This is a genomic window from Maribacter sp. 1_MG-2023, from assembly GCF_030547005.1.
Classification (GTDB): domain Bacteria; phylum Bacteroidota; class Bacteroidia; order Flavobacteriales; family Flavobacteriaceae; genus Maribacter.
Window position 1 is genome coordinate 168,930 of the sequence record NZ_JAUOPN010000005.1, and the last position, 25,026, is coordinate 193,955.

General features: G+C 36.2%; 21 protein-coding genes. 13 read left to right on the top strand and 8 right to left on the bottom strand.

The window, feature by feature from the left end; all coding sequences use genetic code 11:
- Nucleotide 1 precedes the first annotated feature (1 nt).
- Genes Q4500_RS07940 through nirB form a run of 5 tightly spaced genes read right to left on the bottom strand, consistent with a single transcriptional unit; the run spans nt 2 to nt 6,017 of the window.
- Complete coding sequence (locus tag Q4500_RS07940; protein ID WP_303599152.1) at nt 2-586, bottom strand: bifunctional precorrin-2 dehydrogenase/sirohydrochlorin ferrochelatase; 585 nt, start codon at nt 584-586, stop codon at nt 2-4.
- Nucleotides 573-2,423, bottom strand: a complete 1,851-nt coding sequence (locus tag Q4500_RS07945) for an ATP-binding protein (RefSeq protein WP_303599153.1) — start codon at nt 2,421-2,423, stop codon at nt 573-575. Before Q4500_RS07945 ends, Q4500_RS07940 begins: the two co-directional genes overlap by 14 nt.
- Before the next feature lie 22 nt (nt 2,424-2,445).
- Nucleotides 2,446-3,036: a DUF4202 domain-containing protein gene (locus tag Q4500_RS07950; RefSeq protein WP_303599154.1), complete on the bottom strand. Its 591-nt coding sequence runs from the start codon at nt 3,034-3,036 to the stop codon at nt 2,446-2,448.
- 21 nt (nt 3,037-3,057) lie between these two features.
- A complete protein-coding gene (nirD, locus tag Q4500_RS07955; RefSeq protein ID WP_303599155.1) occupies nt 3,058-3,435 on the bottom strand; it encodes a nitrite reductase small subunit NirD in 378 nt (125 codons plus the stop codon).
- A 35-nt stretch (nt 3,436-3,470) separates the two neighbouring features.
- Nucleotides 3,471-6,017 carry a nitrite reductase large subunit NirB gene (nirB, locus tag Q4500_RS07960; RefSeq protein WP_303599156.1) on the bottom strand — a complete coding sequence of 849 codons (2,547 nt, stop codon included), beginning with the start codon at nt 6,015-6,017 and terminating at the stop codon, nt 3,471-3,473.
- A 124-nt stretch (nt 6,018-6,141) separates the two neighbouring features.
- Here nirB and cobA point away from each other — a divergent pair, with 124 nt between their 5' ends.
- The 13 genes from cobA (at nt 6,142) to Q4500_RS08025 (ending at nt 21,960) form a co-directional block, all read left to right on the top strand.
- Nucleotides 6,142-6,915 carry a uroporphyrinogen-III C-methyltransferase gene (gene cobA, locus Q4500_RS07965; protein WP_303599157.1) on the top strand — a complete coding sequence of 258 codons (774 nt, stop codon included), beginning with the start codon at nt 6,142-6,144 and terminating at the stop codon, nt 6,913-6,915.
- A gap of 248 nt (nt 6,916-7,163) precedes the next feature.
- Nucleotides 7,164-8,591, top strand: coding sequence for an MFS transporter (locus Q4500_RS07970; RefSeq protein WP_303599158.1), 1,428 nt, complete (start codon nt 7,164-7,166; stop codon nt 8,589-8,591).
- A 12-nt stretch (nt 8,592-8,603) separates the two neighbouring features.
- The gene (locus Q4500_RS07975; RefSeq protein WP_303599159.1) at nt 8,604-9,362 is read left to right on the top strand and encodes a Crp/Fnr family transcriptional regulator; all 759 of its coding nucleotides are present in this window, start codon (nt 8,604-8,606) and stop codon (nt 9,360-9,362) included.
- 249 nt (nt 9,363-9,611) lie between these two features.
- Nucleotides 9,612-11,000: a CmpA/NrtA family ABC transporter substrate-binding protein gene (locus Q4500_RS07980; protein ID WP_303599160.1), complete on the top strand. Its 1,389-nt coding sequence runs from the start codon at nt 9,612-9,614 to the stop codon at nt 10,998-11,000.
- Between the two features lie 33 nt (nt 11,001-11,033).
- Complete coding sequence (locus tag Q4500_RS07985) at nt 11,034-12,134, top strand: ABC transporter permease (RefSeq protein WP_303599161.1); 1,101 nt, start codon at nt 11,034-11,036, stop codon at nt 12,132-12,134.
- A gap of 19 nt (nt 12,135-12,153) precedes the next feature.
- A complete protein-coding gene (locus tag Q4500_RS07990) occupies nt 12,154-12,993 on the top strand; it encodes an ABC transporter ATP-binding protein (protein ID WP_303599162.1) in 840 nt (279 codons plus the stop codon).
- A gap of 11 nt (nt 12,994-13,004) precedes the next feature.
- A complete protein-coding gene (locus Q4500_RS07995; RefSeq protein WP_303599163.1) occupies nt 13,005-13,829 on the top strand; it encodes an ABC transporter ATP-binding protein in 825 nt (274 codons plus the stop codon).
- A 34-nt stretch (nt 13,830-13,863) separates the two neighbouring features.
- Nucleotides 13,864-15,147, top strand: coding sequence for an alginate export family protein (locus Q4500_RS08000; protein WP_303599164.1), 1,284 nt, complete (start codon nt 13,864-13,866; stop codon nt 15,145-15,147).
- 111 nt (nt 15,148-15,258) lie between these two features.
- Complete coding sequence (locus Q4500_RS08005; RefSeq protein ID WP_303599165.1) at nt 15,259-15,930, top strand: response regulator transcription factor; 672 nt, start codon at nt 15,259-15,261, stop codon at nt 15,928-15,930.
- Between the two features lie 35 nt (nt 15,931-15,965).
- Entirely contained in the window at nt 15,966-16,418 is a 453-nt protein-coding gene (locus Q4500_RS08010; RefSeq protein WP_303599166.1) for a hypothetical protein, read from the top strand.
- 298 nt (nt 16,419-16,716) lie between these two features.
- The gene (locus tag Q4500_RS08015; RefSeq protein ID WP_303599167.1) at nt 16,717-20,247 is read left to right on the top strand and encodes a nitrate reductase; all 3,531 of its coding nucleotides are present in this window, start codon (nt 16,717-16,719) and stop codon (nt 20,245-20,247) included.
- An 11-nt stretch (nt 20,248-20,258) separates the two neighbouring features.
- Nucleotides 20,259-21,695 (top strand): rubredoxin, encoded by a 1,437-nt coding sequence (locus tag Q4500_RS08020; RefSeq protein ID WP_303599169.1) that lies wholly within the window; start codon nt 20,259-20,261, stop codon nt 21,693-21,695.
- A gap of 139 nt (nt 21,696-21,834) precedes the next feature.
- On the top strand, nt 21,835-21,960 hold the full coding sequence (locus Q4500_RS08025) for a hypothetical protein (RefSeq protein ID WP_303599170.1): 126 nt from the start codon (nt 21,835-21,837) through the stop codon (nt 21,958-21,960).
- 47 nt (nt 21,961-22,007) lie between these two features.
- Here the strand turns inward: Q4500_RS08025 and Q4500_RS08030 are convergent, their stop codons facing one another.
- The 3 genes from Q4500_RS08030 to Q4500_RS08040 all read right to left on the bottom strand — a co-directional run bounded on the left by Q4500_RS08030 (nt 22,008) and on the right by Q4500_RS08040 (nt 24,940).
- On the bottom strand, nt 22,008-23,219 hold the full coding sequence (locus Q4500_RS08030; protein WP_303599171.1) for a Pycsar system effector family protein: 1,212 nt from the start codon (nt 23,217-23,219) through the stop codon (nt 22,008-22,010).
- A gap of 193 nt (nt 23,220-23,412) precedes the next feature.
- Complete coding sequence (locus Q4500_RS08035; protein WP_303599172.1) at nt 23,413-23,574, bottom strand: hypothetical protein; 162 nt, start codon at nt 23,572-23,574, stop codon at nt 23,413-23,415.
- 4 nt (nt 23,575-23,578) lie between these two features.
- On the bottom strand, nt 23,579-24,940 hold the full coding sequence (locus tag Q4500_RS08040; protein WP_303599173.1) for an NAD-dependent succinate-semialdehyde dehydrogenase: 1,362 nt from the start codon (nt 24,938-24,940) through the stop codon (nt 23,579-23,581).
- Nucleotides 24,941-25,026 lie beyond the last annotated feature (86 nt).

Consider the following 25,026-nt stretch of genomic DNA (forward strand, 5'->3'; position numbering starts at 1 on the left):
ATTACTCCTCTTTCTTATTCACTAAACCTTTAGTAAACTCATTTAAGGTTTCCACTTTTTCTTCGAAATCTCCTTTGATGGTTTTTCGAAACTCGTTAAGGTTTTTTACAAGATCGTCTATATTTTCTGGAATAACATCCTCAAAAAATTGACGCAATCTTTTTGCGGTGGTAGGTGATTTTCCGTTGGTCGAAATCGCCACTTTTACATTTCCCTTGGTAACGATGCCGCCCATGTAGAAATCGCAAAAAGGAGGGTTGTCGGCTACATTTACTAATATTTGCCGTTCTCTACAATCATGATATACCTGCTCATTTACCGGTACATTGTCTGTAGTCGCAATTGCAATATGTTTTCCTTTTAAGTATGATACTTCATAGGGCGCTACATTCATTTTTATGTCGAACCTGTTGGCCAATGCAATAGTTTCTTCCCTAAACATTGGCGACACCATTTCAACTTGTGCGGTCGGACTTGACTTTAACAAGAAAGTCAATTTTTCTAAGGCAACATTGCCTCCGCCAACAATTAAAATCTTAAGGTTAGATACTTTTAAAAATACAGGGTAAAGCTCATTCCGTTCCATTTGCAATTTTGTTTTCTTCTGTTTTATAATTGATGGTAACACGTGTACCTTGTCCAAGTTCTGAGTTTATGAATAAACGACCGTTAATATAGTCGATACGTTCTTTCATAAAAAACAGACCCATACCGCCTTCACTATTATTTTTTGGTAATTTTCCTAAAATAGAATCATCAAAACCTTTACCATCATCATCTATGACTACACTTAAAATAGGATAGGAGTAATTTAAGGTAACCAAAATATAATTTGCTTCTGCATATTTTATGGCATTGTTAACCGCTTCTTGGGTAACGCGATAAATATTAGTTTCAGCTAGCGAGTCGAACCTAATATTAGCATCGGTCTTATTTTTAAACAGAACCGTCTTACCTGTTAATTTAGAAAGCTCTGTGGTCATTTTATGAATTGCAGGGAATATACCATGGTCGCTTAACTCTGGTGGAGTAAGATTAAAGGTAGCTGTTCTAACACCTTTTATTAAGTCTGATGTCAGAGATTTTAAATAGGCGATTTTCTCTCTCGTCTTGTCCTTGTTTTCAATATCAATAGATTCAATATTGAATTTAAGTGCGGTCAACATTTGTCCGATTCCATCATGGATATCTTTGGCGATACGTTTGCGTTCCTCTTCCTGACCCTCAACTATTTGACTTGCCTGCACTTTTTTTTGCTGCATGCGTTCTTCAAAATTCTGCTTGGTCAATTGCTGTACTTTAAGCTGATTTTCTTTACGTTCTGTAATGTCTGAGCATAGAATAAGAATGTCTTGCTCTAAAGTAGATTGATGCATGGGTACGATAGACATATCTAACCAAATCGTAGCGCCTTTTGTGGTTACTACCTGCAGCTCTTCATTACGCATTACATTTTTTCTATTGATTTTCAGCACCTCTTTAAGGTACGATTGCTGACCTTCTTCAATAGTGAGTATTTCAGAAATAGGTTTGTTTACAGGTGCCGTATCATGCCCTAATAAGTCTAAGAATTTCTTACTAATAAATACGATGGTACCATCTTTTCGAATACTGGCAAAAAGAGCAGCATTATCAATAACAAAATTTAGTTCTTGCAACTCTTTGAGCGAGCGTTCTTTCTCGTCATATAAACTTTGAATCTTTACTAGTTGATCTTTTGACTCTTCATCTTTACCCATTAAATGACCGATGGTATTTTTAATTTGAATGGATAACGGTCGGAAAATAACAAAGATTTCTAGAAGAAGAATTGCCAAAGAGAATGCCAATAACCAATACTCTTTTCTTTTTAGTTTCTGAAGTTGTTCATTACTGCGGGCATCATATTCATTAACGATTTGATCCATAATACTTAAAAACGGACGTTCATTATGCAACAATGTATTAAGGTCATTTTCTTGAACATTGGCGTTGATATTTTGCTCGTGAGTTGCAAGAATGTTTTCAACAGCTGTGACCATGGCAGAATGGTGCGGCTCTAATTCTTTGAAAAGTGACTGTACTTTGGGGTCATCTTCGTAAGGCAGGTTAAAAGAAGCATCGCCTAAATGAAGTCCGTCGTGCGATACTTTCCAAACGCTTAGTGTTTTCTCAATTTCAGATAATATTAATTTTTTATCTGTAGGGTCGTTACTATTTTTTAGTAGCAAGGTTTCTTTCACCAGTTTTTGGCTAAAGGCACGTTGTCTACCCGCTACATTAATAAGTTCAGAATCGCCAGATTGTGCTTTTAGGTGAAGTTGAATAAGTACTTGGGCTATAATAACGGTAAGCGCAATGGCAGCCAATGCCAATAAATACCACTTACGTATACGTATAAACGTAGCCGTATCCAATGGTATATTGTGCTCGTTATTGGCCATAAAAGTAATTAGTAAATTATACTTAGGCGTGCAGTGCCTTGGTAATTAAATCTAAAGAATATTTAGACAACGGTAATTTTAATGCCGCTTCTTGACCTTTCTTAGACATTTTTTTCCATGTTTTCTGAACGATGTCTATAGTCTTATCCTCAGGATGTTTATGAGAAAAGGGTTCAAAATAGAACTCTAAGAATACTAGACAGATAACATCTTCTAAAGATTGAGTTTCTTCGTTTTTCTTTAGCTGTTTTTTCTCTAAAAGAAATTTGACTTTGTCAATGGTTTTATCATCATAACCAACATCTTCTAAAACAGAAGCAGCTTTCTTGCCATGGAATTTTTTTAGTTCTTGTCGCCATCTTAGATATCCCTCGCGGTTCATTTCATAAGACTCTCTAGGTATTTCCCATCTGCAGATGTGTTGACAACGCGCTGTAAGGCGTAATGCTTCAGATGCAGTTGGGTCAAACTCATTTAGGCGTTCTGTCATTCGAATACCGTAGAGTACTTCTTTAGGGTAGGTAGTACCTTCAAAAATTTCAGTATTTGGATCTTGCTTGTTGGCTTCGTCAAAATGTTGAAATGCTACCAGTAATTTTTCTGTCGTCGCCATAAGTCAATTATTTACTCAAAGCTATTCAGAAAAGCCAACATACACAAAGTCCGACTCTATTTTTACCGGGTAAATGGCGATAGCGTCCAAATCTCCATTTAAATTTTCGCCAGATTCTAACGAGAAAGTCCTTTTGTGTAATGGGCAAGCTATTTTCGGAATTCCCTTATGGTCGCCAAGCATACCTCTTGACAAAACATTTTCGAGTTTCTCAGGCGATAAATTCTGGCAAGCATACCACTTGTTAAGTCTTGAGAAATTAAAAACGGCAATCTGTAAATCTTTATATTTTACACATGATCCACCATCATTAGGAAAAGCGCTTACAGGAGCAACTTTAAACCATACGCTAACTTCTTCTTCTTTTACCGTTTTATATTTTGAAAGTAATTCGCTCATAATTTTATCTTTTAAAACAATGCCTTTTTTATAGCTTATAGTACTTCTTCAGCCTTTTTGCGTTTGGCTTCCCAATGTTTTGGCATTTTCTGATCACGCAACGGTACAAAAACTAAGTTGTCATCTCTATCATCAGAATTCACAAAATGGTTGAAACGTTTCTTTGTTTCTTCATTTTCAATTGCCTGTTTCCATTCGCACTCATATGCATCGATCAAAAATGCCATTTGCTGCTCTAACTCGGCATTGATGTTTAGGCTGTCTTCGATAACTACTTTTTTAAGCTCCTCAATACCACCTTCCAATTTATCTAACCAAGCTGCTGTTCGCATTAATGGTGCAGCAGTTTGTATGTAGTACATTAGATATCGGTCTAAATATTTTATTACAGTTTCGTTATCTATCTGTTCGGCTAATAATTTGGCATGTTTAGGTGTTGCACCACCATTACCACCAACATATAAATTCCAACCGCCCTCTACTGCTATTACGCCAAAATCTTTTCCACGTGCTTCAGCACATTCACGTATACAACCAGATACGCCGCCTTTTAATTTATGTGGTGAACGTAACCCTTTATATCTATTTTCTAATTCTATTGCAAAAGAGATACTTTCATCTAAGCCGTAACGGCACCATGTTGATCCTACACAACTTTTTACCGTTCGTAAAGATTTACCGTAAGCATGTCCGCTTTCAAAACCAGCATCAATTAATTCTTTCCAGATGGCAGGTAAATCATTTAATTCCGCTCCGAAGAAATCGATACGTGCACCACCTGTAATTTTGGTGTACAGGTTATATTTAGAACCTATTTTACCCAGTACAATCAAATCTTGAGGTGTGATTTCTCCACCTGCGATTCTTGGTACTACAGAGTATGTTCCATTACGTTGAATGTTTGCCAAGAACTTATCATTCGTATCTTGAGTAACATCTTCTACGTTAGGGGTAACATTGTATAAACTTGCGAATATTGAAGAAACTAAAGGCTTACAAGTCTCGCAACCATGACCGGTACCACAAGTATCTAAAACTTCATTAAAACTTGTTAGTTTCTTGGTTTTTATAATGATGTATAGTTCTTGACGGCTATATTCAAAATGCTCACAGATAACATTTTTAACCGTTTTACCTAGAGACTTTAAAGTTTCATTTACTAGATCCGTTACCATTGGTTTACAACCACCACAACTTGTACTTGCTTTGGTGCAGCCGATAACACCAGCTAAATCTTCACAAGTACCATCTTTAATTGAATTGCAAATTTCACCTTTCGTTACATTCTCACAAGAACAAATTTGAGCTTCATCTGGTAAATCTAAAGCACTTCCAAAAGCAGAACCACCTTCGCTTGCAGGTAGAATTAATTGAGAAGCATCTTCAGGTATTGCCATTCCGTTCAAGTAAATTTGGTGTAGCATACTATAATCAGATGCGTCACCAACTAAAATACCGCCTAGCAGTTCTTTGCCATCGAGACTAACATTAATTCTCTTATATAAATGTTGTGTTTTGTTTTCAAAAATTATGGAGTGTCCCTTTGCTGCAGGCATAAAAGGCTCGCCAAAACTAGCAACATCAACCCCAATTAACTTTAGTTTTGTCGACATGTCTATCTCAGCAGGCATTAGTGTTTCTGTATGGCCTAAAATTTGGTCTACTGCCACACCAGCCATATCGTAGCCAGGTGCAACTAACCCGTAAATCATTTGATTATAAAGAGCAATCTCGCCTATCGCATATATATTGTTATCAGATGTTAGCATTTTGTTATCGACAACAATACCGCCACGAACACCAACTTCTAATCCGGAACTTCTGCCTAATTCATCTCTTGGGCGAATACCTGCAGAAACTACTAACATTTCAACATCTAAAACATCATCTTCTCCAAATTCCATTCCTGTAATGTATCCATCATCCCCAAGAATTTGATTTGTAGCTTTACTAAGGTGTATGTTTAAACCAATAGATTCTAGTTTCAATTGTAGTACTTGACTACTTCTAGAGTCTAATTGTCTTGGCATTAATTTTGGGGCGAACTCAACAATGTGTGGTTCTAAGCCCATATCCATTACTGCTTTACCAGCTTCTAGACCCAAAAGCCCGCCACCTAAAACAGCAGCTTTTGCATTCGGGTTTTTTGCCTTTAGTTTAGCGGCATAAGCCAACATGCCTTCTAAGTCTTCTATAGTTCTGTATACAAAAACACCTTCTTTCTCAACACCTTTAATAGGTGGCACGAAAGCAGATGACCCTGTGGCTAAAACCAGATAGTCATATGAGAACTCCCTATCTTTTGCGGTAGTGATGGTTTTATTGGTTCTATGGATGTCAGCAACACGTTCATCTACAATTAATTCTATACCATTTTCTGCGTACCATTCTGCCGGAGCCATTTCTAGGGCTTTAGCATCTTGGTTTTCAAAAAATTCACTTAGGTGAACTCTATCATATGCAGGTCTGGGCTCTTCTCCAAAAACAACAAGTTTAAATTGTTTGCTTTCTTCTTTAGCTACAAACTTCTCACAAAATTTGTACCCTACCATTCCATTACCGACAACTAGTATAGTTTTCATACGCTTACTTATTTAGCTATATAGCAATATTACGTATAAATACGTACATATTCTATAATTATACCAAAATAAATACGTATTCTTGTTGCTAAATCGATAATTAATAATGCTAAATACTATGAAGATGGAATTAGAGAAAACGGCAAAAGTTAGTTTAGTAGGAGCGGGTCCGGGAGCTAAAGATCTAATAACAGTAAGGGGTTTGAAGGTGTTGAACGAAGCGGATGTTATATTATACGATGCATTAATTAGCGATGAATTATTATCTGAACTACGTACCGATATACCTAAGATATATACAGGAAAAAGATGTGGTAAACATTCTCATACCCAAAATGAAATCAATGAACTTATAGTAAAATACGCATTTGAGTTTGGACATGTAGTGAGATTAAAAGGCGGAGATCCATTTGTTTTTGGTAGAGCTAATGAAGAGATAGAATATGTAGAGGCTTTTGGTATACCTGTAAGTATTATACCGGGTATTTCAAGTTCAATTGCCGTACCATCTAGTCAAGGAATACCTATGACCAAAAGAGGGGTAAGCAGTAGTTTTTGGGTGATGACCGCCACTAAAAAAGATGGTACATTTTCACAAGATTTGCAATATGCCGCAAAATCATCTACCACAATGGTCATATTAATGGGGATAAGAAAGCTTAATGAAATTGTAGATGAGGTTAGTAAATATAGGGGTAGAATGACACCTATAGCTGTAATACAAAACGGAACCACAGAAAATGAAAGCTGCGTTGTGGCTACCTTAGATAGTATTCATCAACACCAATCATCCATAGATACAAATATGCATGGAATTATAGTAATAGGTGATGTAGTAGCCGATCATCCATCTTTTTTTGAAGAAGAAGTACAGCGTATATTACATGATGCTATTTAAAGCATATCTCTTCCTTTAAACACTACTTTCTACGTAGCAATTTTAGAAAATAACTTCTTGTTTTAAATCTGAAATTCCGAATAATTGATTTTCATCTTATTGAAATTCCGAATGTGATAATTGACCAGCCGTAATAATTAAAATTGTGCAATTATACGTAGTAAATGATCAAATTATTTAAAACTACGTATAATTACGTATTAAATATAGTAGGTTTGTACTGAGTTATAAACGAAACTTTTACTATTATGGAAAATCAATCTAAAAAATCCACAACCTTAAAGTTAACTGATTTGAAAAGTATGCCAATACGTACTTTTTGGATTACATCAATAGCATTCTTTATATGCTTCTTTGCTTGGTTTGGTATTGTACCATTTATGCCAGATGTAGTTAAGGATTTAGGGTTGACTCCCGATCAAAAATGGAACTCTATAATATTAGCGGTTACAGGTACCGTTTTTGCTAGACTGTTAATTGGTAAGCTTTGTGATAAATACGGACCTAGATTATGTTATACCTATTTATTAATATTAGGAGCCATACCAGTAATACTAATTGGCTTTGTTCAAACACCAACGCAATTCTTAATATGTAGATTGTTTATAGGGTTTATTGGAGCATCATTTGTAATTACTCAGTTTCATACTTCTATTATGTTTGCCCCCAATATTGTGGGTACTGCCAATGCTACCTCAGCTGGCTGGGGTAATTTAGGTGGTGGTGCCAATCGTCTTGGTATGCCATTAATTGCTGCTGCAGTGGTGAGTTTTGGAGTTGCCGATGAAATTGCTTGGAGATATTCAATGATCATCGCTGGTGTAATTGCGATGTTAATGGGTGTTGTGTATTACTTTTTTACGCAAGATACTCCCGAAGGCAATTTTAAAGAATTGAAAGAAGCTGGCAAAATGCCGAAGCTTAAAAAAGATGAAGAATCATTTGTAAGTGTATTGAAAGATTATAGAGTGTGGATACTTTTCATAGTTTATGCAGCATCTTTTGGTATGGAACTTACCGTGTATGGTACAATGGATGATTACTTGCAAAACACCTTCGGACTAACAAGGTCTACGGCTGGTAATTTGGTACTTTCTTTTGCATTAATGAACATATTTGCAAGAACCTTAGGTGGCTTTTTCGGTGATCGCTTTGGTAGATTAAAAGGTTTGAGAGGTAGGGTACTTTTCTTGACAGTAATACTAGCGCTTGAAGGTGTTATGCTTTCAACATTTTCTTTAGCTACAAGTTTTACCATGGGTATTATATTCTTAATTGCTTTTAGTGTTACGGTACAAATGGCAGAAGGTGCAACCTTCTCGGTAGTACCATTTATAAACAAAAAAGCAATTGGTTCTATATCTGGTATTGTAGGTGCAGGTGGTAATGTTGGTGCATTTTTAGCGGCATTATTACTTAAATCGAAATCGGCAATGGCAGAAACAAATGCCTTAGCGGCGAATTCAAATTTAGGTGAAGAAGCCATGAAAGCGGCACAGGCTGCTGCTGCTTCAGGTGCAGTGTCAAGCGGTTATTTCATAATTGGTGGTTTTGTAGTAGTTACGGCCTTGACAACACTTGCTATTAAATTCTCTGTAGAAGATGAAAAACAAGTAAAAGAAGAATTGAATAAAGTTAGCAAGCCAGTAATTGATTTATCTCCAAGTACTATATAAATAAGATTAACTATGCGTACAGGCACAACAAACATATCAAAGTTCTCTTCCGATAATTCGGAACTACTTGATAGTGCCTGTGGTATTTGTACCAATAAGAAATGCCTAATTCAAAAGAATATTCATTCTTCTAATATTGACGAATTAGTACAAGCAAGAAAAGAAATTAAATGTAAAAAGGGGCAGCAGTTTATCATGGAAGGTGCTTCTGTTACCGGACTATTTTTTCTACTAAGTGGCAAGGTCAAGGTATTAAGAACCGGTCTTCATGGTAAAGAACAAATTGTACGCTTTGCAACTCCGGGTGAAATTATTGGGCATAGAGGTTTTGGCACAGAAGAAACCTACCCCATAAGTGCTATTGCATTGGTAGATTGTACACTCTGCTATTTTTCAAAAGAAGTATTACAGAAAACATTAAGAGAAACACCTACCCTAACATATGATTTCATGTTGTTTTATGCGAACGAACTTAATCGCAGTGAAATTCGAGTAAAATCGCTATCTCAAATGACGGTTAGAGAACGTGTCATAGATACCTTATTATATATCAATCGTAAGTTTGGGCAAACCAACGGATTTTCTTCCTTGTTATTAAGTAGACGGGAGTACGCAGACTACGCTGGTACTACAGAAGAACAGGTCATAAGAATGTTTTCTATTCTTAAAAAAGAAGGCTTATTAATTACTAAAGGTAAAAGAGTAGGTATTTCTGATATTGATTTACTTAAAAAAGAAATCTCAGAACACAACTTCTACTTAGATAGTTAATAATACGTACTTCCTCAAACCCGGTACTTACGTAGTTAAATTCTCCTGTTTCTTACTTAATAAGTTGCTGTTAAATAGCATTTTATAAATAAAAGCTGCTTTTTCGCATATTATGATATGGTTATTGGTCATATTAAAATATGGTGCAAAAAGACGTTTGAACATTCCTAATGTCATTTATGAAAAACATCATTACGTATATATTTGTAGAAATAAGTATTAATACGTAGAACACTAAATTATAAGATTATGAAAAACATTTTTACCTCATCTATTTTAACTCTTTCCCTCGCCTTGGTATTTACGGCTTGTGGAGATACAAAGAGTAAGAAAGCTGAAGCTATTGCAGAAGAAGCGGTAGCCTCAAAAACTAAAATGCTAGATATTGAAAAGCCGCAGTTAACTTTTGGTTTTATAAAACTTACCGATATGGCGCCTTTGGCCATTGCAAAAGAAAAAGGCTTTTTTGAAGAAGAAGGACTTTTCGTTTCGGTAGAAGCACAATCTAACTGGAAAAATGTTTTAGACCGTGTAATCGATGGTCAATTAGACGGATCACATATGTTGGCAGGTCAGCCAATTGCTGCAGGAGCAGGTTTTGGTAGACAAGCAGAATTGGTTACTCCATTTTCAATGGATTTAAATGGTAACGGAATTACGGTATCTAATGATGTTTGGTCTAAAATGAAGCCAAATGTACCTGCAGATTCAGATGGTAAGCCAATTCACCCAATAAAGGCAGATGCTTTAAAGCCGGTGATTACTTCGTATAAAAATGAAGGGAAACCATTTAAAATGGGAATGGTTTTCCCAGTATCTACACACAACTATGAATTGCGTTATTGGTTAGCTGCTGCTGGTATTCACCCAGGTATGTATACTGCAGATAATGTACAAGGTCAAATAGATGCCGAGGTTTTACTTTCAGTTACGCCTCCGCCACAAATGCCAGCTACATTAGAGTCAGGTACTATTTACGGATACTGTGTAGGTGAGCCTTGGAACCAACAAGCTGTTTTTAAAGGTATCGGTGTACCGGTTACAACAAACTATGATATCTGGAAAAATAATCCAGAGAAAGTATTTGTAATGACGAAGGAATTCGTAGAGCAAAATCCGAATACTGCCATAGCGGTTACTAAAGCATTGATCAGAGCTGGTAAGTGGTTAGATGAACCAACTAATAGAGCCGAAGCGGTAGAAATACTTTCAATGTCACAATACGTTGGTGCGCCAAAAGAAGTGTTGGCAAACTCTATGACAGGTACATTTGAATTTGAAAAAGGCGATAAGCGTGAAATGCCAGATTTTAATGTTTTCTATAAGTACAACGCAACATATCCATTCTATTCTGACGGAATATGGTTCTTGACACAAATGCGTAGATGGGGTCAAATTCCTGAATCAAAATCTTCCGATTGGTACGCAAGTACAATAAAAGATATCTACAGACCGGATATTTGGAAAAAAGCAGCAGATCTTTTGGTTGCAGAGGGTCAAATACCAGCAGCAGATGTTCCAGATACTGATGGTTACAAAGCAGCGACTTCAGATTTTATAGATGGAACGAGCTATGATGCCAAAGATCCAATTGGGTATATCAATAGTTTCTCGATTGGAAACAAAGACAAGAAATAATTAAAGTAATTCATTGACCTTAAATTAAATAGTATGGAACAAGAAATGGTCTTAAAAAACGAGAATAGTTTGTTTTCTAGCTTGAAGCAAATGCTTTTGAAACTTACGCCAAGTATTAAAAAAGATGGTATTATAAAATCCTTAAAAAATACTGGTATAACTTTTCTATCCATCTTATTGTTTATTGGTTTATGGCAAATGGGCTCTAAGGCACTTTACAACAAAGAAGCAGATTACAGAATTGAAAAAGCACTAACGGAAAGAGGCGAAGAGGCTGCTGTTGCAGAACGTGTGTGTATTGAATCTGGTGATAGTAGTTGTCAACCAAATACATTGCCATCGCCTTCTCAAGTATGGGCATCATTAAAATCTTTAGTCGCAGACCACCAGGTCATTCGTGCCGATAAAGCTGCATTTGCAGAGAAAATGGCGGTCACTAATGAGAAAATGATTTCTCAGGGTAAAGATCCAATTGTATATACAGGTAGAGCCTCGTTTGTAGATATAGTCTTAACAAGTATAAAAACAGTATTTGCCGGTTTTCTTTTAGCAATGTTTATCGCAGTACCTATTGGCATAATTATAGGTCTTAGTCCGTCATTAAGAAGTGCCTTCAACTGGTTCATTCAAATTTTTAAACCGGTATCGCCAGTTGTATGGTACCTGTTGGTTTTTATGATCGTAAAGACATTGTATATCGGTGACAGTTCTGATAATGCATTTGTTATCTCATTTATTAGTGTTGGTCTTTGTGCCATGTGGGCTACCTTGGTCAACACGGCAATGGGTGTTGCATCAGTAGATAAAGATTATATCAATGTTGCCAAAGTATTAAAGCTGGGCACTTTTCAAAAAGTGTTCAAGGTGATTTTACCTTCTTCTTTACCATTGATTTTTACAGGACTACGTATTACACTTTCTGTGGCTTGGATGGTATTGATCGCTATTGAACTTTTAGCACAAAGTCAGGGATTAGGGCTTTTCGTTTGGGAAGAGTTTCAGAACGGGGCTAATGATTCTAACTCAAAAATCATTGTGGCAATGTTTGTCATTGGTATTATTGGTTTCTTGTTAGACAGACTGATGCTGGCCGTGCAGAATATGGTTTCTTTCAATAAAAATGAAATGGCATAACGTTTTTAAAAGATAGAACATGGCATACTTAGAACTAAATAATATATACAAAACCTATGGTGAGGGAGAGAATAGTACAGAGGTACTTTCTAATATCAACCTTACTATGGAAGAAGGAGAGTTTGTAGCTATTGTAGGCTTTACCGGAAGTGGAAAAACCACTTTGGTCAATCTTATAAACGGCTTGTTACAACCAACTAGCGGTGAGGTGCTTTTTAAAGGAGTTCCCGTTACCGATACCAGTCATGAGCGCGGTGTAATATTTCAAAACTATTCGCTTTTACCATGGTTGACGGTAGGACAAAATGTTTACATGGCAGTAAAAGAAGCCTTTCCAAAAGAGTCTAAAAAAGTACTGATGGAAAGGGTAAAAGAGTATGTAGGTATGGTAAACCTTAGTCCTGCAATTAATAAGAGACCAAAAGAATTATCTGGTGGTATGCGTCAAAGAGTAGCGGTAGCCCGTGCGTTGGCCATGAATCCAGAAATGATCATTATGGATGAACCTTTAGGAGCTTTAGATGCTTTGACCCGAGGAAATCTACAAGATGAAATTTTAAATATCTGGAGTCAAGACAAGCGTACGGCATTGTTGATTACTAACGATGTTGACGAAGGTATTTATATGGCAGATAGAATTATTCCTCTAAAGCCAGGGCCAAATGCAACGTTGGGACCGGAGTTTAAAATAGACATTGAAAGACCAAGGGATAAAACGGCAATGAACGATAATCCTGAATATAAGAAAACCAGAAATGCCATTATAGAATATCTAATGGATATCGGCGATGAGAGAAAAACAATATCAGAGGTAGAATATAAATTACCAGAGCTAACGCCTAAAAGCTTTGTAGCCTAAAGAAATAGTAAATGAACACAACACAACAATCTAACGAAGTATATTCAGAAAATGGCATTGTCTACCCTGATAATGTAATGCTTGACCTTTCTAAATTAAAAAAGGTATACCCAACGCCAAAGGGAGATTACGTAGTGCTCGAAGATTTGAACTTACAAATTTTAAAAGAAGAATTTGTAACGATAATAGGGCACTCAGGTTGTGGTAAAACAACCATGCTTTCTATGATTGCAGGGCTGAACCCAATCTCTGGCGGTAATATCTCAGTACTGGGAAATCCGGTAAAAGGTCCGGGTCCAGATAGAGGGGTCATATTTCAATCTCCAAGTTTAATGCCGTGGATGACCGCTTTGCAAAATGTATTGTTAGGGGTAAACCAAGTTTTTCCGCATGCAACCAAAGGGCAGCGCCAAGACATTGCAAAGTATTATTTGCATAAAGTAGGTTTAGAGAATGCATTCCATAAAAAGGCATCAGAATTATCTCAAGGTATGCAACAGCGTGTTGGTATTGCCAGAGCATTTGCCATAAAGCCAAAAGTACTCTTGCTAGACGAGCCATTCGGAATGCTAGATTCTTTGACCAGGGGAGAACTTCAAGATATTCTCATAGAAATTTGGAACAAAGAAAAAATTACTGCGGTCATGATTACACATGATGTAGATGAAGCCATCTTTTTAGCAGATCGTGTGGTGATGATGACCAGTGGACCAAGTGCTAAAATCGGAGATATCCTTTCTATAGATTTTGAAAGGCCACGAACTCGTAAATCGGTTTTGGAGAACGATGATTATTACACGTATAGAAAACACCTAATAGACTTTTTAGAACACTAACAAATAACAAACTCAATTATTAAATTTTATTATTATGAAAAAGCAATATTTACTCATCACCTTATTGTTTCTGGCGGCAAATTCAATTTATGCCCAATTTACATTAGACGGGCAGTTTAGACCAAGAACAGAATATAGAAATGGTTTCGGAAGTATAATTCCTGATGCTGCAGATGCCGGTTTCGCAATCTCTACACGTGGACGTTTAAATGCAAAGTATGAATCGGAAGCATATCAATTTTATTTAAGTATACAAGATGTGATGGTTTGGGGTGAGAACAGACAAATTCTACCAGCTGACCAAAACGATTCTTTTTCAGTATTTGAAGCATGGGCAAACATTAATTTAGGCAAAGGCTGGTCTACTAAGTTAGGTAGACAAGTTATTTCATATGACGACCAACGTATTTTCGGCGGACTCGATTGGGCGCAACAAGGTAGAAACCATGACGCGGGACTTTTAAAGTATAAGAAAGATAAATTTATGTTGGATGTAGGTCTTGCTTTTAGTCAAGATTTTGATAACCCAACAGGATTTCAATCTGTAGGTACAGCGTATAACACATCTGGGTTTTTCACCTATAAAACCATGCAATATTTATATGCAAAACAACAATGGGATAAATTCTCCGGTAGCATATTGGCATTAAATAATGGTTTCCAGAATTTTGATACTGAAGGCGATGCAGATGGGGTAAGCAGTTTACAAACTATAGGTACTCATTTGGGTTATAAAGCAGGTAAATTTAATGCAGAGGCAAATGCATTTATCCAAACCGGTGAAAGACAGAACGAAGTTAAAGTTGGGGGTGCCTATTTGCTAGGTTTAGAGCTTGGGTATAAGGCTAGCGATAAAGTGTCTTTAGGTTTAGGTACAGAAGTAATCAGCGGAAACAAAGCTGATACCACAGACAAAACAGAGGCATTTTTTCCGTTATACGGAACCAATCATAAGTTCAACGGATTTATGGATTATTTCTATGTAGGTAACCACGCAAATTCTGTAGGGCTATTTGATATTCACGCCAGTGCAAAATTCGATTTAGGAAAGAAATCTAGTTTATTGGTTAAAGTATTGAACTTTAGTGGAGAGCAAGAGTTACCGAGCGGAGAAAAATCATTAGGTACAGAAATTGATATGGTATTTGCCAAAAAGTTCAATGGTTATGGTCTTGCAATTGGCTACTCTCAAATGTTTGCTGCAGATGGTATGTATGAACTTAAAGGGGTTACAGAAGATTTGGCGGCTAGCAGTCAAAATTGGGCTTGGGTTCAATTAACGATTAAACCTCAATTTTTGAACACAAAGAAAGAGTAGTTTTATAAAAGTAAGTAGTTAGTTATGCGGTCTATACAGCCTTGGTTGTGTAGGCCGTATTGTTGTTTTTAAAATATGTAATTTAGCAGGGTACGTATAATTACCTATATTTTGAGTGAAACAACGAGGATAGTATTGGCAGATGATCACGCTTTGGTTAGGGACGGAATCCGTTCTTTGTTGGAATCTGAATCTGATTTGGAAGTAATCGGTGAAGCATCGAATGGTAAAGAAGCTATTGAATTGGTGGCGAAGGTAGATCCTGATCTTTTAATCATTGATATTAGAATGCCCGTCATGAACGGTATTGATGCCGTAGCTGAACTAACCAAAAGCAATTCGCAAGTGAAGACCATTATTCTTTCCATGCACGACTCAGAAGAATACATCTTAAAATCTATTAGCTCTGGCGCTAATGGGTATCTATTAAAAGACACCGACAAGTCAGAATTCATTAAGGCAATACATACGGTAAGAGAAGGCGGTAAATACTTTAGTGGAGATATAAGTAATGTTTTAGTAAATAACTTATTAGGTGCCAAAAAAGAAGAAGTAAAAGAAGAAGCGCCTCGCAAAACGGGAGATAATGTCTTTGATTTGACCAATAAAGAATTAAAGGTATTGGAGTTAGTATTATCAGGTTTAACCAATCAACAAATATCAGAGAAGCTACAAAATAGCAAACGTACTATTGAAACGCACCGTTTTAATTTAATGCGTAAGATGGACGTAAAAAATCTTATTGATCTTTCTAAAAAATCGCAGAAGCACAATTTGATTTAGAGATTTTTTTATAATATTGTAAGAAAATACTTTAAATGAAAAGGAGCGTCTTAATAGCCTTTGTTACATTTGTCATGATTTTTAACTCTTGCGATGAATGTAAGGATAAAGCTTGTTTTACACCGCCAAATGGATTCACCTTTGAATTGGTTGATAAAACAACAAACGAAAATCTATTTACCAACGAGACCTTTAATTCCAATGAAATTAGTGTGACAAACCTTGCCGACAATTCGAATTTAGAATTTGATTTTATCGATGAGAATAATGTTAACTTGATTCAATTAAACTCAATAGGCTGGGAGTCTGAAAAGGTAGATGTATTAATAAATGTGTCTGGCATTGATATTTTAAATTTAATAGTGGACGCCGAACGAACTACTGAAGATTGCTGCGAGTTCACGAGATATAATGACATTAGAATTGAAAATGCTGAATTTGAATTGAATGAGGAAAATGGAATTTATACCATCTTGGTAACTCAATAAACTAAACAGCCGGCATAACCTTAAGAGGTACACGAAAACAAAAATCTTTATGTCTCTGTACTATATTTAGAATCAACTTTCTATTATAATTAAAGAATTAATCAATTTACATCACGTTCTTTCACTTTAACATTTCAACACCTCACTTTCCTATTTATTGATCCATTCTCAGTCTTAAGGCAGAATAATTGCGGATCACTCGATTATACGCAGAACATTTACGATAAAAAAGTACGTATTTATACGTACTTTTTATAATTTGCAGTATACTTCTGAACCATTCTTTATCAGTGATAAAATGAATAGTAATAAAACTCATAAAACAATATGTTCCTATTGCGGTGTCGGCTGCGGTATACTTGTAGATGTTGACGCAAAAGGAACTATTTCTGTAGATGGTAATCCCGATTATCCATCTAACAAAGGCATGCTGTGTTCTAAAGGACGAAATCTTAACTACGTAGCTCAAGATACTAGAGATCGAATTCTGTATCCAGAAATGAAGTGGAGTAGAAATCACCCCTTGCAACGTGTTTCTTGGGATGCTGCTTTTGAACGTGCCGCTGCGGTATTCAAAAGTATTATTGCCAAGCATGGTCCTGATAGTGTAGGTTTTTATGTATCTGGTCAGTGTTTAACAGAAGAGTATTACCTTATCAATAAGCTAACAAAAGGGTTTATTGGCACCAATAATATAGACACCAATTCTAGACTTTGCATGAGTTCTGCCGTGGTAGGTTATAAAAAAACCTTAGGTGAAGATTCTGTGCCTATTTCATATGAAGATATTGAGTTGGCTGATTGTTTTCTAATTGCTGGGGCTAACCCGGCATGGTGTCATCCTATTTTATATAGAAGGTTAGAAAAACACAAAGAGGAGAATCCGCAGGTAAAAATAATTGTCGTAGATCCCCGTAAAACACAGACTTGTGCAGGAGCAGATTTACATTTACAGATTTTACCGGGCACCGATGTAATTCTTTTCAATGCCATTGCACGTAGGTTAATCGATAAAAGAAAAATAGATTCCACCTTCATAAAAAAGCACACCGCGAATTATGAGGCAGTTAAAGAAATGGCGTTTACCTTAACCCTTAAAGAAGCCGCAAAAAAATGTGGTATTCCTGTAGGTGATATTCGTAAAGCTGCCGAATATATCGGTAATGCAAAGAAGTTCATAAGCATGTGGACTATGGGCTTGAACCAAAGTGTTATTGGTGTAGCTAAAAACGTATCATTATTAAATCTATCATTATTAACAGGACAAATAGGCAAACCAGGTGCTGGCCCGTTTTCATTAACAGGTCAGCCAAATGCCATGGGTGGTAGAGAAGTTGGTGGTATGGCAAGTTTATTGGCGGCACATAAAAATTTAGGGAATGCGGCACATAGAAAAGAAGTGTCAGACTTTTGGGGAGGTGGTGAAATACAAGCAGAGCCAGGGTACACAGCAACAGAAATGTTCGATGCCCTCGATGAAGGAAAGTTAAAAGCAGTTTGGATTGTCTGTACCAACCCTGCTGTAAGTATGCCTAATTCGAACAAAGTAGAAAGAGCTTTAAAAAAGGCAAAGTTCGTAGTAGTTCAAGATATTTCTCATAATTCTGAAACAACAAAATTTGCCGATCTATTATTACCTGCAGCAGGTTGGTTAGAGAAAGAAGGTACAATGACCAATTCAGAAAGACGAATTAGTCATTTGTCAAAAGTAATAGATGCACCAGGTGAAGCATTACCAGACGCAGAAATCATATGGCGCTTTGCACAGGCAATGGGCTATAAAGGTTTCGATTATAAAAATAGTAGCGAGGTTTATGACGAACACTGTTTATTGACAAAAGGCACTGAAATAGACATCTCAGGCTTGTCATATGAACGCTTAATCACTGAAGGAAGTTTTCAGTGGCCGGTACCACATAAAACACATAAAGGCACACCAAGATTATTTACAGATCGTCAGTTCTTTACCAATGATAAGAAAGCACATTTTAATGCTCCGTCGACACTGTATAATAAGTCTGAAGAAACAGATAATAACTATCCGCTAATATTGAATTCAGGGCGCGTTCGTGATCAATGGCACACCCGAACCAAAACGGGTAAGGTAAAAAGATTATTGACCCATATACCGCAGCCTTATTTAGAAATGAATGCGGTAGACGCCTATTTGAGAAAAATTAAGGAAGGTGATATTGCAGTAGTAAAAAGTAGAAGAGGGCAAGTACAAGTAAAAGTGCAGCTCAATTATGACATAAGAGAGTCTGTTGTTTTCTTGCCCATGCATTGGGGTAAAGTATTAAATAATGATTTTGGTAGGGCAAATAACTTAACAAACGATTTGGTTGATCCCGTATCTAAAGAGCCAGATTTTAAGTACTGTGCCGTTGAGGTTACCAAGTTTGTAAAAGAAAAACAGAAGGTTGTTGTTATTGGGGCAGGTGCTGCGGCATACCGTTTTATACAATCGTACAGAGAGAAAAATAGTATAGACGAGTTACACGTATTTTCAAAAGAGAAAGATCCTTTTTATAATCGTGTATTGCTACCTGAGTATGTAAGTGATGAGCTTTCTTGGGAAGCCTTAGAGAAGTTAAAAGATGGCGAGCTACAAAAGCTAGAGGTCTCTTTACATAAAGGTATTGGTATCGACAATATTGATGCGGAGAATAAAACGGTTTTAGATTCTGACGGAAAAGAACACACCTATGATTTGTTGATCATGGCAACAGGTAGTAGGGCATTTATACCTAGCGATGTACAGATACAGTTACCTGGTCGTTTTACGATGCGTGAAAGAGGTGATGCCGATAAATTAAGAAAATACCTCGCAGAAACCGGACTGCAGGCTAAAGACCAAAATGTGGTTATAGTTGGTGGCGGACTTTTAGGTTTAGAACTCGCTGCCGCCCTTAAGAAAATATATATTAATATAAGTATTATTCAACGCGCACCACGATTAATGGAGCGTCAGTTAGATAATGTTGCCAGTCGTCTATTGGCAGAAGATGTCGTAGAACGAGGTATAAATCTGTATTTCGATAATGAAGTGAGTACTGTTTTTGAAGATAAAGATCAAAAACATAGCCTATCTGTAAACCTAAAAACAGGACGTTCTATTCAGTGCAATGCTATAGTTTATGCAATTGGTACAAGACCAAATATAGAATTGGCAAAACCTACGGGGATTAAAACTCGAAGAGGTGTGGTGGTAAATTCATACTTACAAAGTAGTGACCCATCGATATTTGCTTTGGGAGAAATTGCTGAGTTTAAAAATTCACTTTTCGGTATTACCTCAGCAGCCGAACAGCAAGCAGATATTGCAGCCAATTTTATTCTAGGAGACTTTAGTAGTATTTACAACGGTTCGGTTTTAATGAACATTTTAAAGTTCGAAAACCTTGATCTCTGTAGTATTGGTATGGTGAATTCACCCATTGGAGATTCTTCTTATGAAGAAATTATTTTAATGGATGTGAGCAAGCGCTTTTATAAGAAGTGTATTGTAAAAGATGATACGCTTAAAGGAGCCATTTTATTGGGTGATAAAAATGAGTTTGCAGAATTTAAAAGACTGATAGAAGAAGAGATCGAACTATCTGAAAAACGGAATGAGTTACTGCGCGGAGCTTCGACCTCTGTACCACTAAAAGGTAAATTGGTTTGTTCTTGTAGTCAGGTTGGTGAAGGTAATGTAGTAGATGCCATCAATGGCGGATGCTCAGATTTCAACAAATTATGCTCAGAAACGGGTGCCGGTTTGGGCTGCGGAAGTTGTAAGCCCGAGATTAAAGATTTATTAAAGAAACAACTGGTATTAGCAAATTAAAATAGCGAGACATGAACGATGATCTTCATAGAATACTGATAAAAGGTGGTGTTACATCTCCTGGTGAATTGAAAGATATTATTACCATGCTGGAATCTGCCGGACTCACAAGTGTGAATTTTGGGTCTCGACAAGATATTTTGTTTCCGCTAAAGGAAGCTAAAGAAGAGCAGCTAGAAAGTATTTCTAAGTTTAATACCGATATTATTGCCAATCGCACGTATCAGAACATCGTCAGTTCTTATGTGTCGGCAGATATTTTTGATATGACCCATTGGCTTAAGGGTTCTACTTATCTCTATATTCTAGAAGGATTTGATTTTTTACCGAAGTTGAAAATCAATATTACCGATCCAAAACAACGCTTAGTTCCCATTTTTAGTGGTAACCTCAACTTTATAGCATCTGAACAAGAAGATTATTGGTATTTGAATATTAAATTACCACACTGGAAATCATCTGCTTTTTATCCGGTGCTTATCTATAGTTGGGATATCAATTCTATCTCAAAACAGATCGAAGAAATTTATGAAGATATTACCGATATAGATGAGTTGTTCTTTGTGATGAACAAGAACCTAGAAACGAATAATAAAACCATGGAAAAGGAACTGAAAGTTCCTTTTCAGACCTTTCCGTATTATGAAGGTATGAACCGTTTGGGTTCAGATATGTATTGGCTTGGTCTTTATTGGAGAAATAATAAATATGACCTATCCTTCTTAAAAGAATTCTGCGGCTTTTGTTTAGATAACAGTATTGGTAAAATCTGTATTACCCCATGGAAATCTTTTGTTGTAAAAGGTATTAAGAAATCTAGCAGACCTGCCTTAGAGCGCTTTTTAGGTAAAAGAGGAATCAATGTAAGACATTCTCAATTAGAGATGAATTGGCATGTGCCTATTGATGATGGCGAGGCCTTAGAATTAAAGAAGTATTTAGTAAGAAGTTTTGATCAAAATGATATTAGTACCTACGGTCTTACTTTTGGCATTAGCAATGAGGTGGGTAAACGTTCGCACTTTGCCTCGGTGATTATTGAAAAGAATAGTTTGCCCACCATTGTTAAAGAATTTGAAGTGCGCCCCACATATAACGTGTTACATTTTGAGCATTTTGACCCTAACAGCCAAAAGTACATTACCTATGCTCAAGACATAGATAAAATAGAATTGCCAGGGTTGTTAATGGAATTAAGTAAAATGTATTTTGATCAGTTAGGTCGCGCTGAAGATGATGAAGAAACGACTAGAGTTGAAGTTATCGAAGCAACACAATCGCTATATCAATGCCAAGACTGTTTAACGGTTTATGATGCGACTTTTGGTGATGAAGAATTTAATATTGCCGCAGGCACCAAATTTGAAGATATAGATGACTCGTATGAGTGCCCAATGTGTTCGGCTCCAAAAGCTACATTTAAGGAAGCAATGATACAAATGAGTTAAAGGTAACTGTCCGTTAATTTTACTTTACACGATGTCAATGAGTTAGATAGAATGCAATGAAGACAAGAAATTCATTTATGAAGTTAAAACTCTAGAATGTTTCGGCATAAATTTGTGGTATAATTCTAAATAACCGCTCATGACCAGGGTAAATGTAAATAATCAAACAAAAGAACCAGCATTGGCACAAGCTTTAAAGTTCACTATTGTAATTGCTGCAATCGGCATTTTGTTGTGTATACTTTTAATGACTTTCGGAGTGTGATTAATGCAATTAGCTTATTGTTTCTAAATTTAGAATAGCCGCTTTAATTAGGGCTGCATCACGGGTAGTTCTAATATTCGTTCTGGACCGTAGTACTTCAGCGCTATACCAAATACAATTACTGAAATTATCATACCAATCATAAAAACGGTATACGTCCACCGTAAAATTCGATATTTCCTCTCTAAAACAAGCCCCAGAAAATAAAGGTCTTTAGTCAATGAACTATAGATGTATTCTTTATCTTTAATAAGTTCAGACATTGCCCAATTATATTGCTCTAGTTTCATTTTATGAAAATTACCGAAGAACAATAGATTCACTTTTTTACTAGTTACTTCTTCTTCTGTAAACTGACCAGAGGTTACGTTCGGTTTGGTCGCTAAAATGGACATCACCATAGATACAACACTAAAAATTATAAACAAAAACGTTGGGTAAAATAGATAGTCATTAGAAGGGTTATCTAATTTAGGCACCAAATTGGCCAATGCCATAGAAACGATAATAGCATTTACAGAAAGTAAAATATTCGCCTTTGTATCGGCAATATCACTCAGTTTTAAGTGATTGCTTAGTGTAACTCTGTATAATGTTTGTATTCCGCGGTCTGGTAATTCTCCTTTAAATTTAGCTTTTAAACTTTCCTTTTTAATGAGCTCTTTATTCTTCTTTTTTGCTTTGATGAGCCTCTTAATATTCTTGTCTTTTCCTTCTTGCAAATTAGTTATGGCATATTTGGTATAAAAATGGTGCTTAGCTCGTAATAGGATAATATTTTCTTCTAGCCAGTCTGCAGAAGTGTTACTTTCTTTACCAACTAAAGCAAGCTCTTCTCTTAGTAACTCGGTCGTTGCCATAAAATTCTTGACATGAAAATGAGAAGAATCTGCATCGCGAATTATTTTTTCTAGTTCATTTTTTGGTTCGTATCCCTTTTTCGTCGCTAGAATTAGATTGCAAACATTGGTGATAAAAGTTGGAGTACAATTATGCTTGGTTAAAAAATCTCTAGATAATTGGCAGCCATGCTCTTCATGGTTCTCATAAGAAACAGTGTAACCAAGGTCATGAAACCAAGCTGCAACTAAAAGTAATTCGCTCTCTTCATCGCCAATTTTTTCGCCTTCAATTAGTTCTTTAGTGCTATCTGCAACACGTTGTGTATGCCTAAGATTATGATACAAAAATTTTGGATCAGTATTGCCTGTTAATTGATTAGTGGCAAATTCTTCGGCTGTAGAAACTAGTATAGACATGATAGTTTTATAATACTTTAGAAAAGTACAAAAATAATTCTCTTGCTTTTAGTGGATAATTCGAAACCTTCGTGAATTCATCTTCATTGAAAGTAAGAATCGATAAACCTTAGCACATAAGGTTTGAGTTAGATAGGACTAAAAAAAGGTGAGAATAAATTATGCTCACCTTTTTATATGTTGGTCCTGTTCTTTAGTTTGTAAAAAATACGTTTGAAATTACGACACCAACAATAAGAAGTACCAAAAAGACTACTAGTATGGTTACGCCAACTTTAGTCTTTTTATTTTTTTGTAGAATATATTGTTGTGTTTCTTCTTCTGATTCTTTTATAAATTTCGTCTCTTGTGTCATAATTCTATTTTTTGATGTAAACGGTTTTCTTGTTTACGAATTCTAAGATGCCTTCTCTAGATAGTTCTCTACCATAGCCAGATGCTTTTGTACCACCAAAAGGCAATCGTGGATCAGATTTGACCATATCGTTTATAAAGAATGCGCCATCAGGTATATTAGATATAACATCCATTGCGGCATCTATATCTTCAGTGAATAACATACTACCAAGTCCTAATCTAGAATTTGCCGCTAAGGCAATAGCTTCTTCTCTATTTTTTGCTTTGGTGATGGCAGCAACAGGTCCAAATGTTTCCTCTTTAAATACCGGCATGTCTACAGTAACATCGGTTAGTATGGTAGGTGAGAAATAAGCATTATTTCGCATATTACCTAACACAACTTTAGCACCTTGTTTTATAGAGTCGTTCACTTGTTTTTGAAGTTCTTTGGCTAAGTCTTCGCGAGCCATTACACCAATAAACGTATCTTTTTTCATAGGGTCGCCACCTTGAAGTGACTTTATCTTTGCAGTAAATTTTTCTAGAAAAACATCATAAATACCCTCACAAACTATAAAGCGTTTTGCAGCAATACAGCTTTGACCGGTATTCTGCATACGTGCGGTCACCATAGTATCTATATGTTGATCTAAATCGGCATCTTCCCAAACAACACAAGCATTGTTTCCACCAAGTTCAAGAACAGATTTCTTCAAATTTTTCCCTGCTGTACCTGCTATTGACTTACCAGCTTTTTCGCTTCCGGTTAAGGTTACTGCTTTGATTCCGTCATTGGCAATAAGTTTTTCAATTTCTTCATGTCCCGCTTTTAAACTTTGAAAACATCCTTCAGGATAACCCGCATCTAAGAATAGTTTTTCAATAGCCATAGAACAACCAGTTACATTTTGCGCATGTTTAAGTAATGCAGTATTACCTGCGGTTAATGTAGGTGCTGCAAAACGAAGTACTTGCCAAAAAGGATAATTCCATGGCATTACGGCAAGAATGCAACCTAAGGGATCATGACTTATAAAACTTTCGTCAGCGTCTGTTTCTATGACCTCATCAGCCAAAAGGTCTTCAGCGTTATGTGCATAGAAATCACATGCCCAAGCACATTTTTCAATTTCAGAAATACCTTGCGAATAAGGTTTTCCCATTTCTTGTGTCATGAGTTCTGCATATTGCTCTTTACGTTCTATTAGCAGTTCTGCTACGTTAGTGAGAAGTTCGCACCTATCTTCAATTTCCATAGCTGCCCAAGAGGCTTCTATAGCTAAAGCTTTATTTATTTTTTCTTTTATATAGGCAGTGCTGTCTTGTGTATATGTATTTACAACCTCACCGTTGTACGGATTTTTAGTTTGATATTCTTTCATGTTACAAATTTAGAGTTAAACAGTTTGATGCATTAATTCGTTCCATAAAATTCTTAACCCTTTTAGCTATTGTTAACGTCAATATT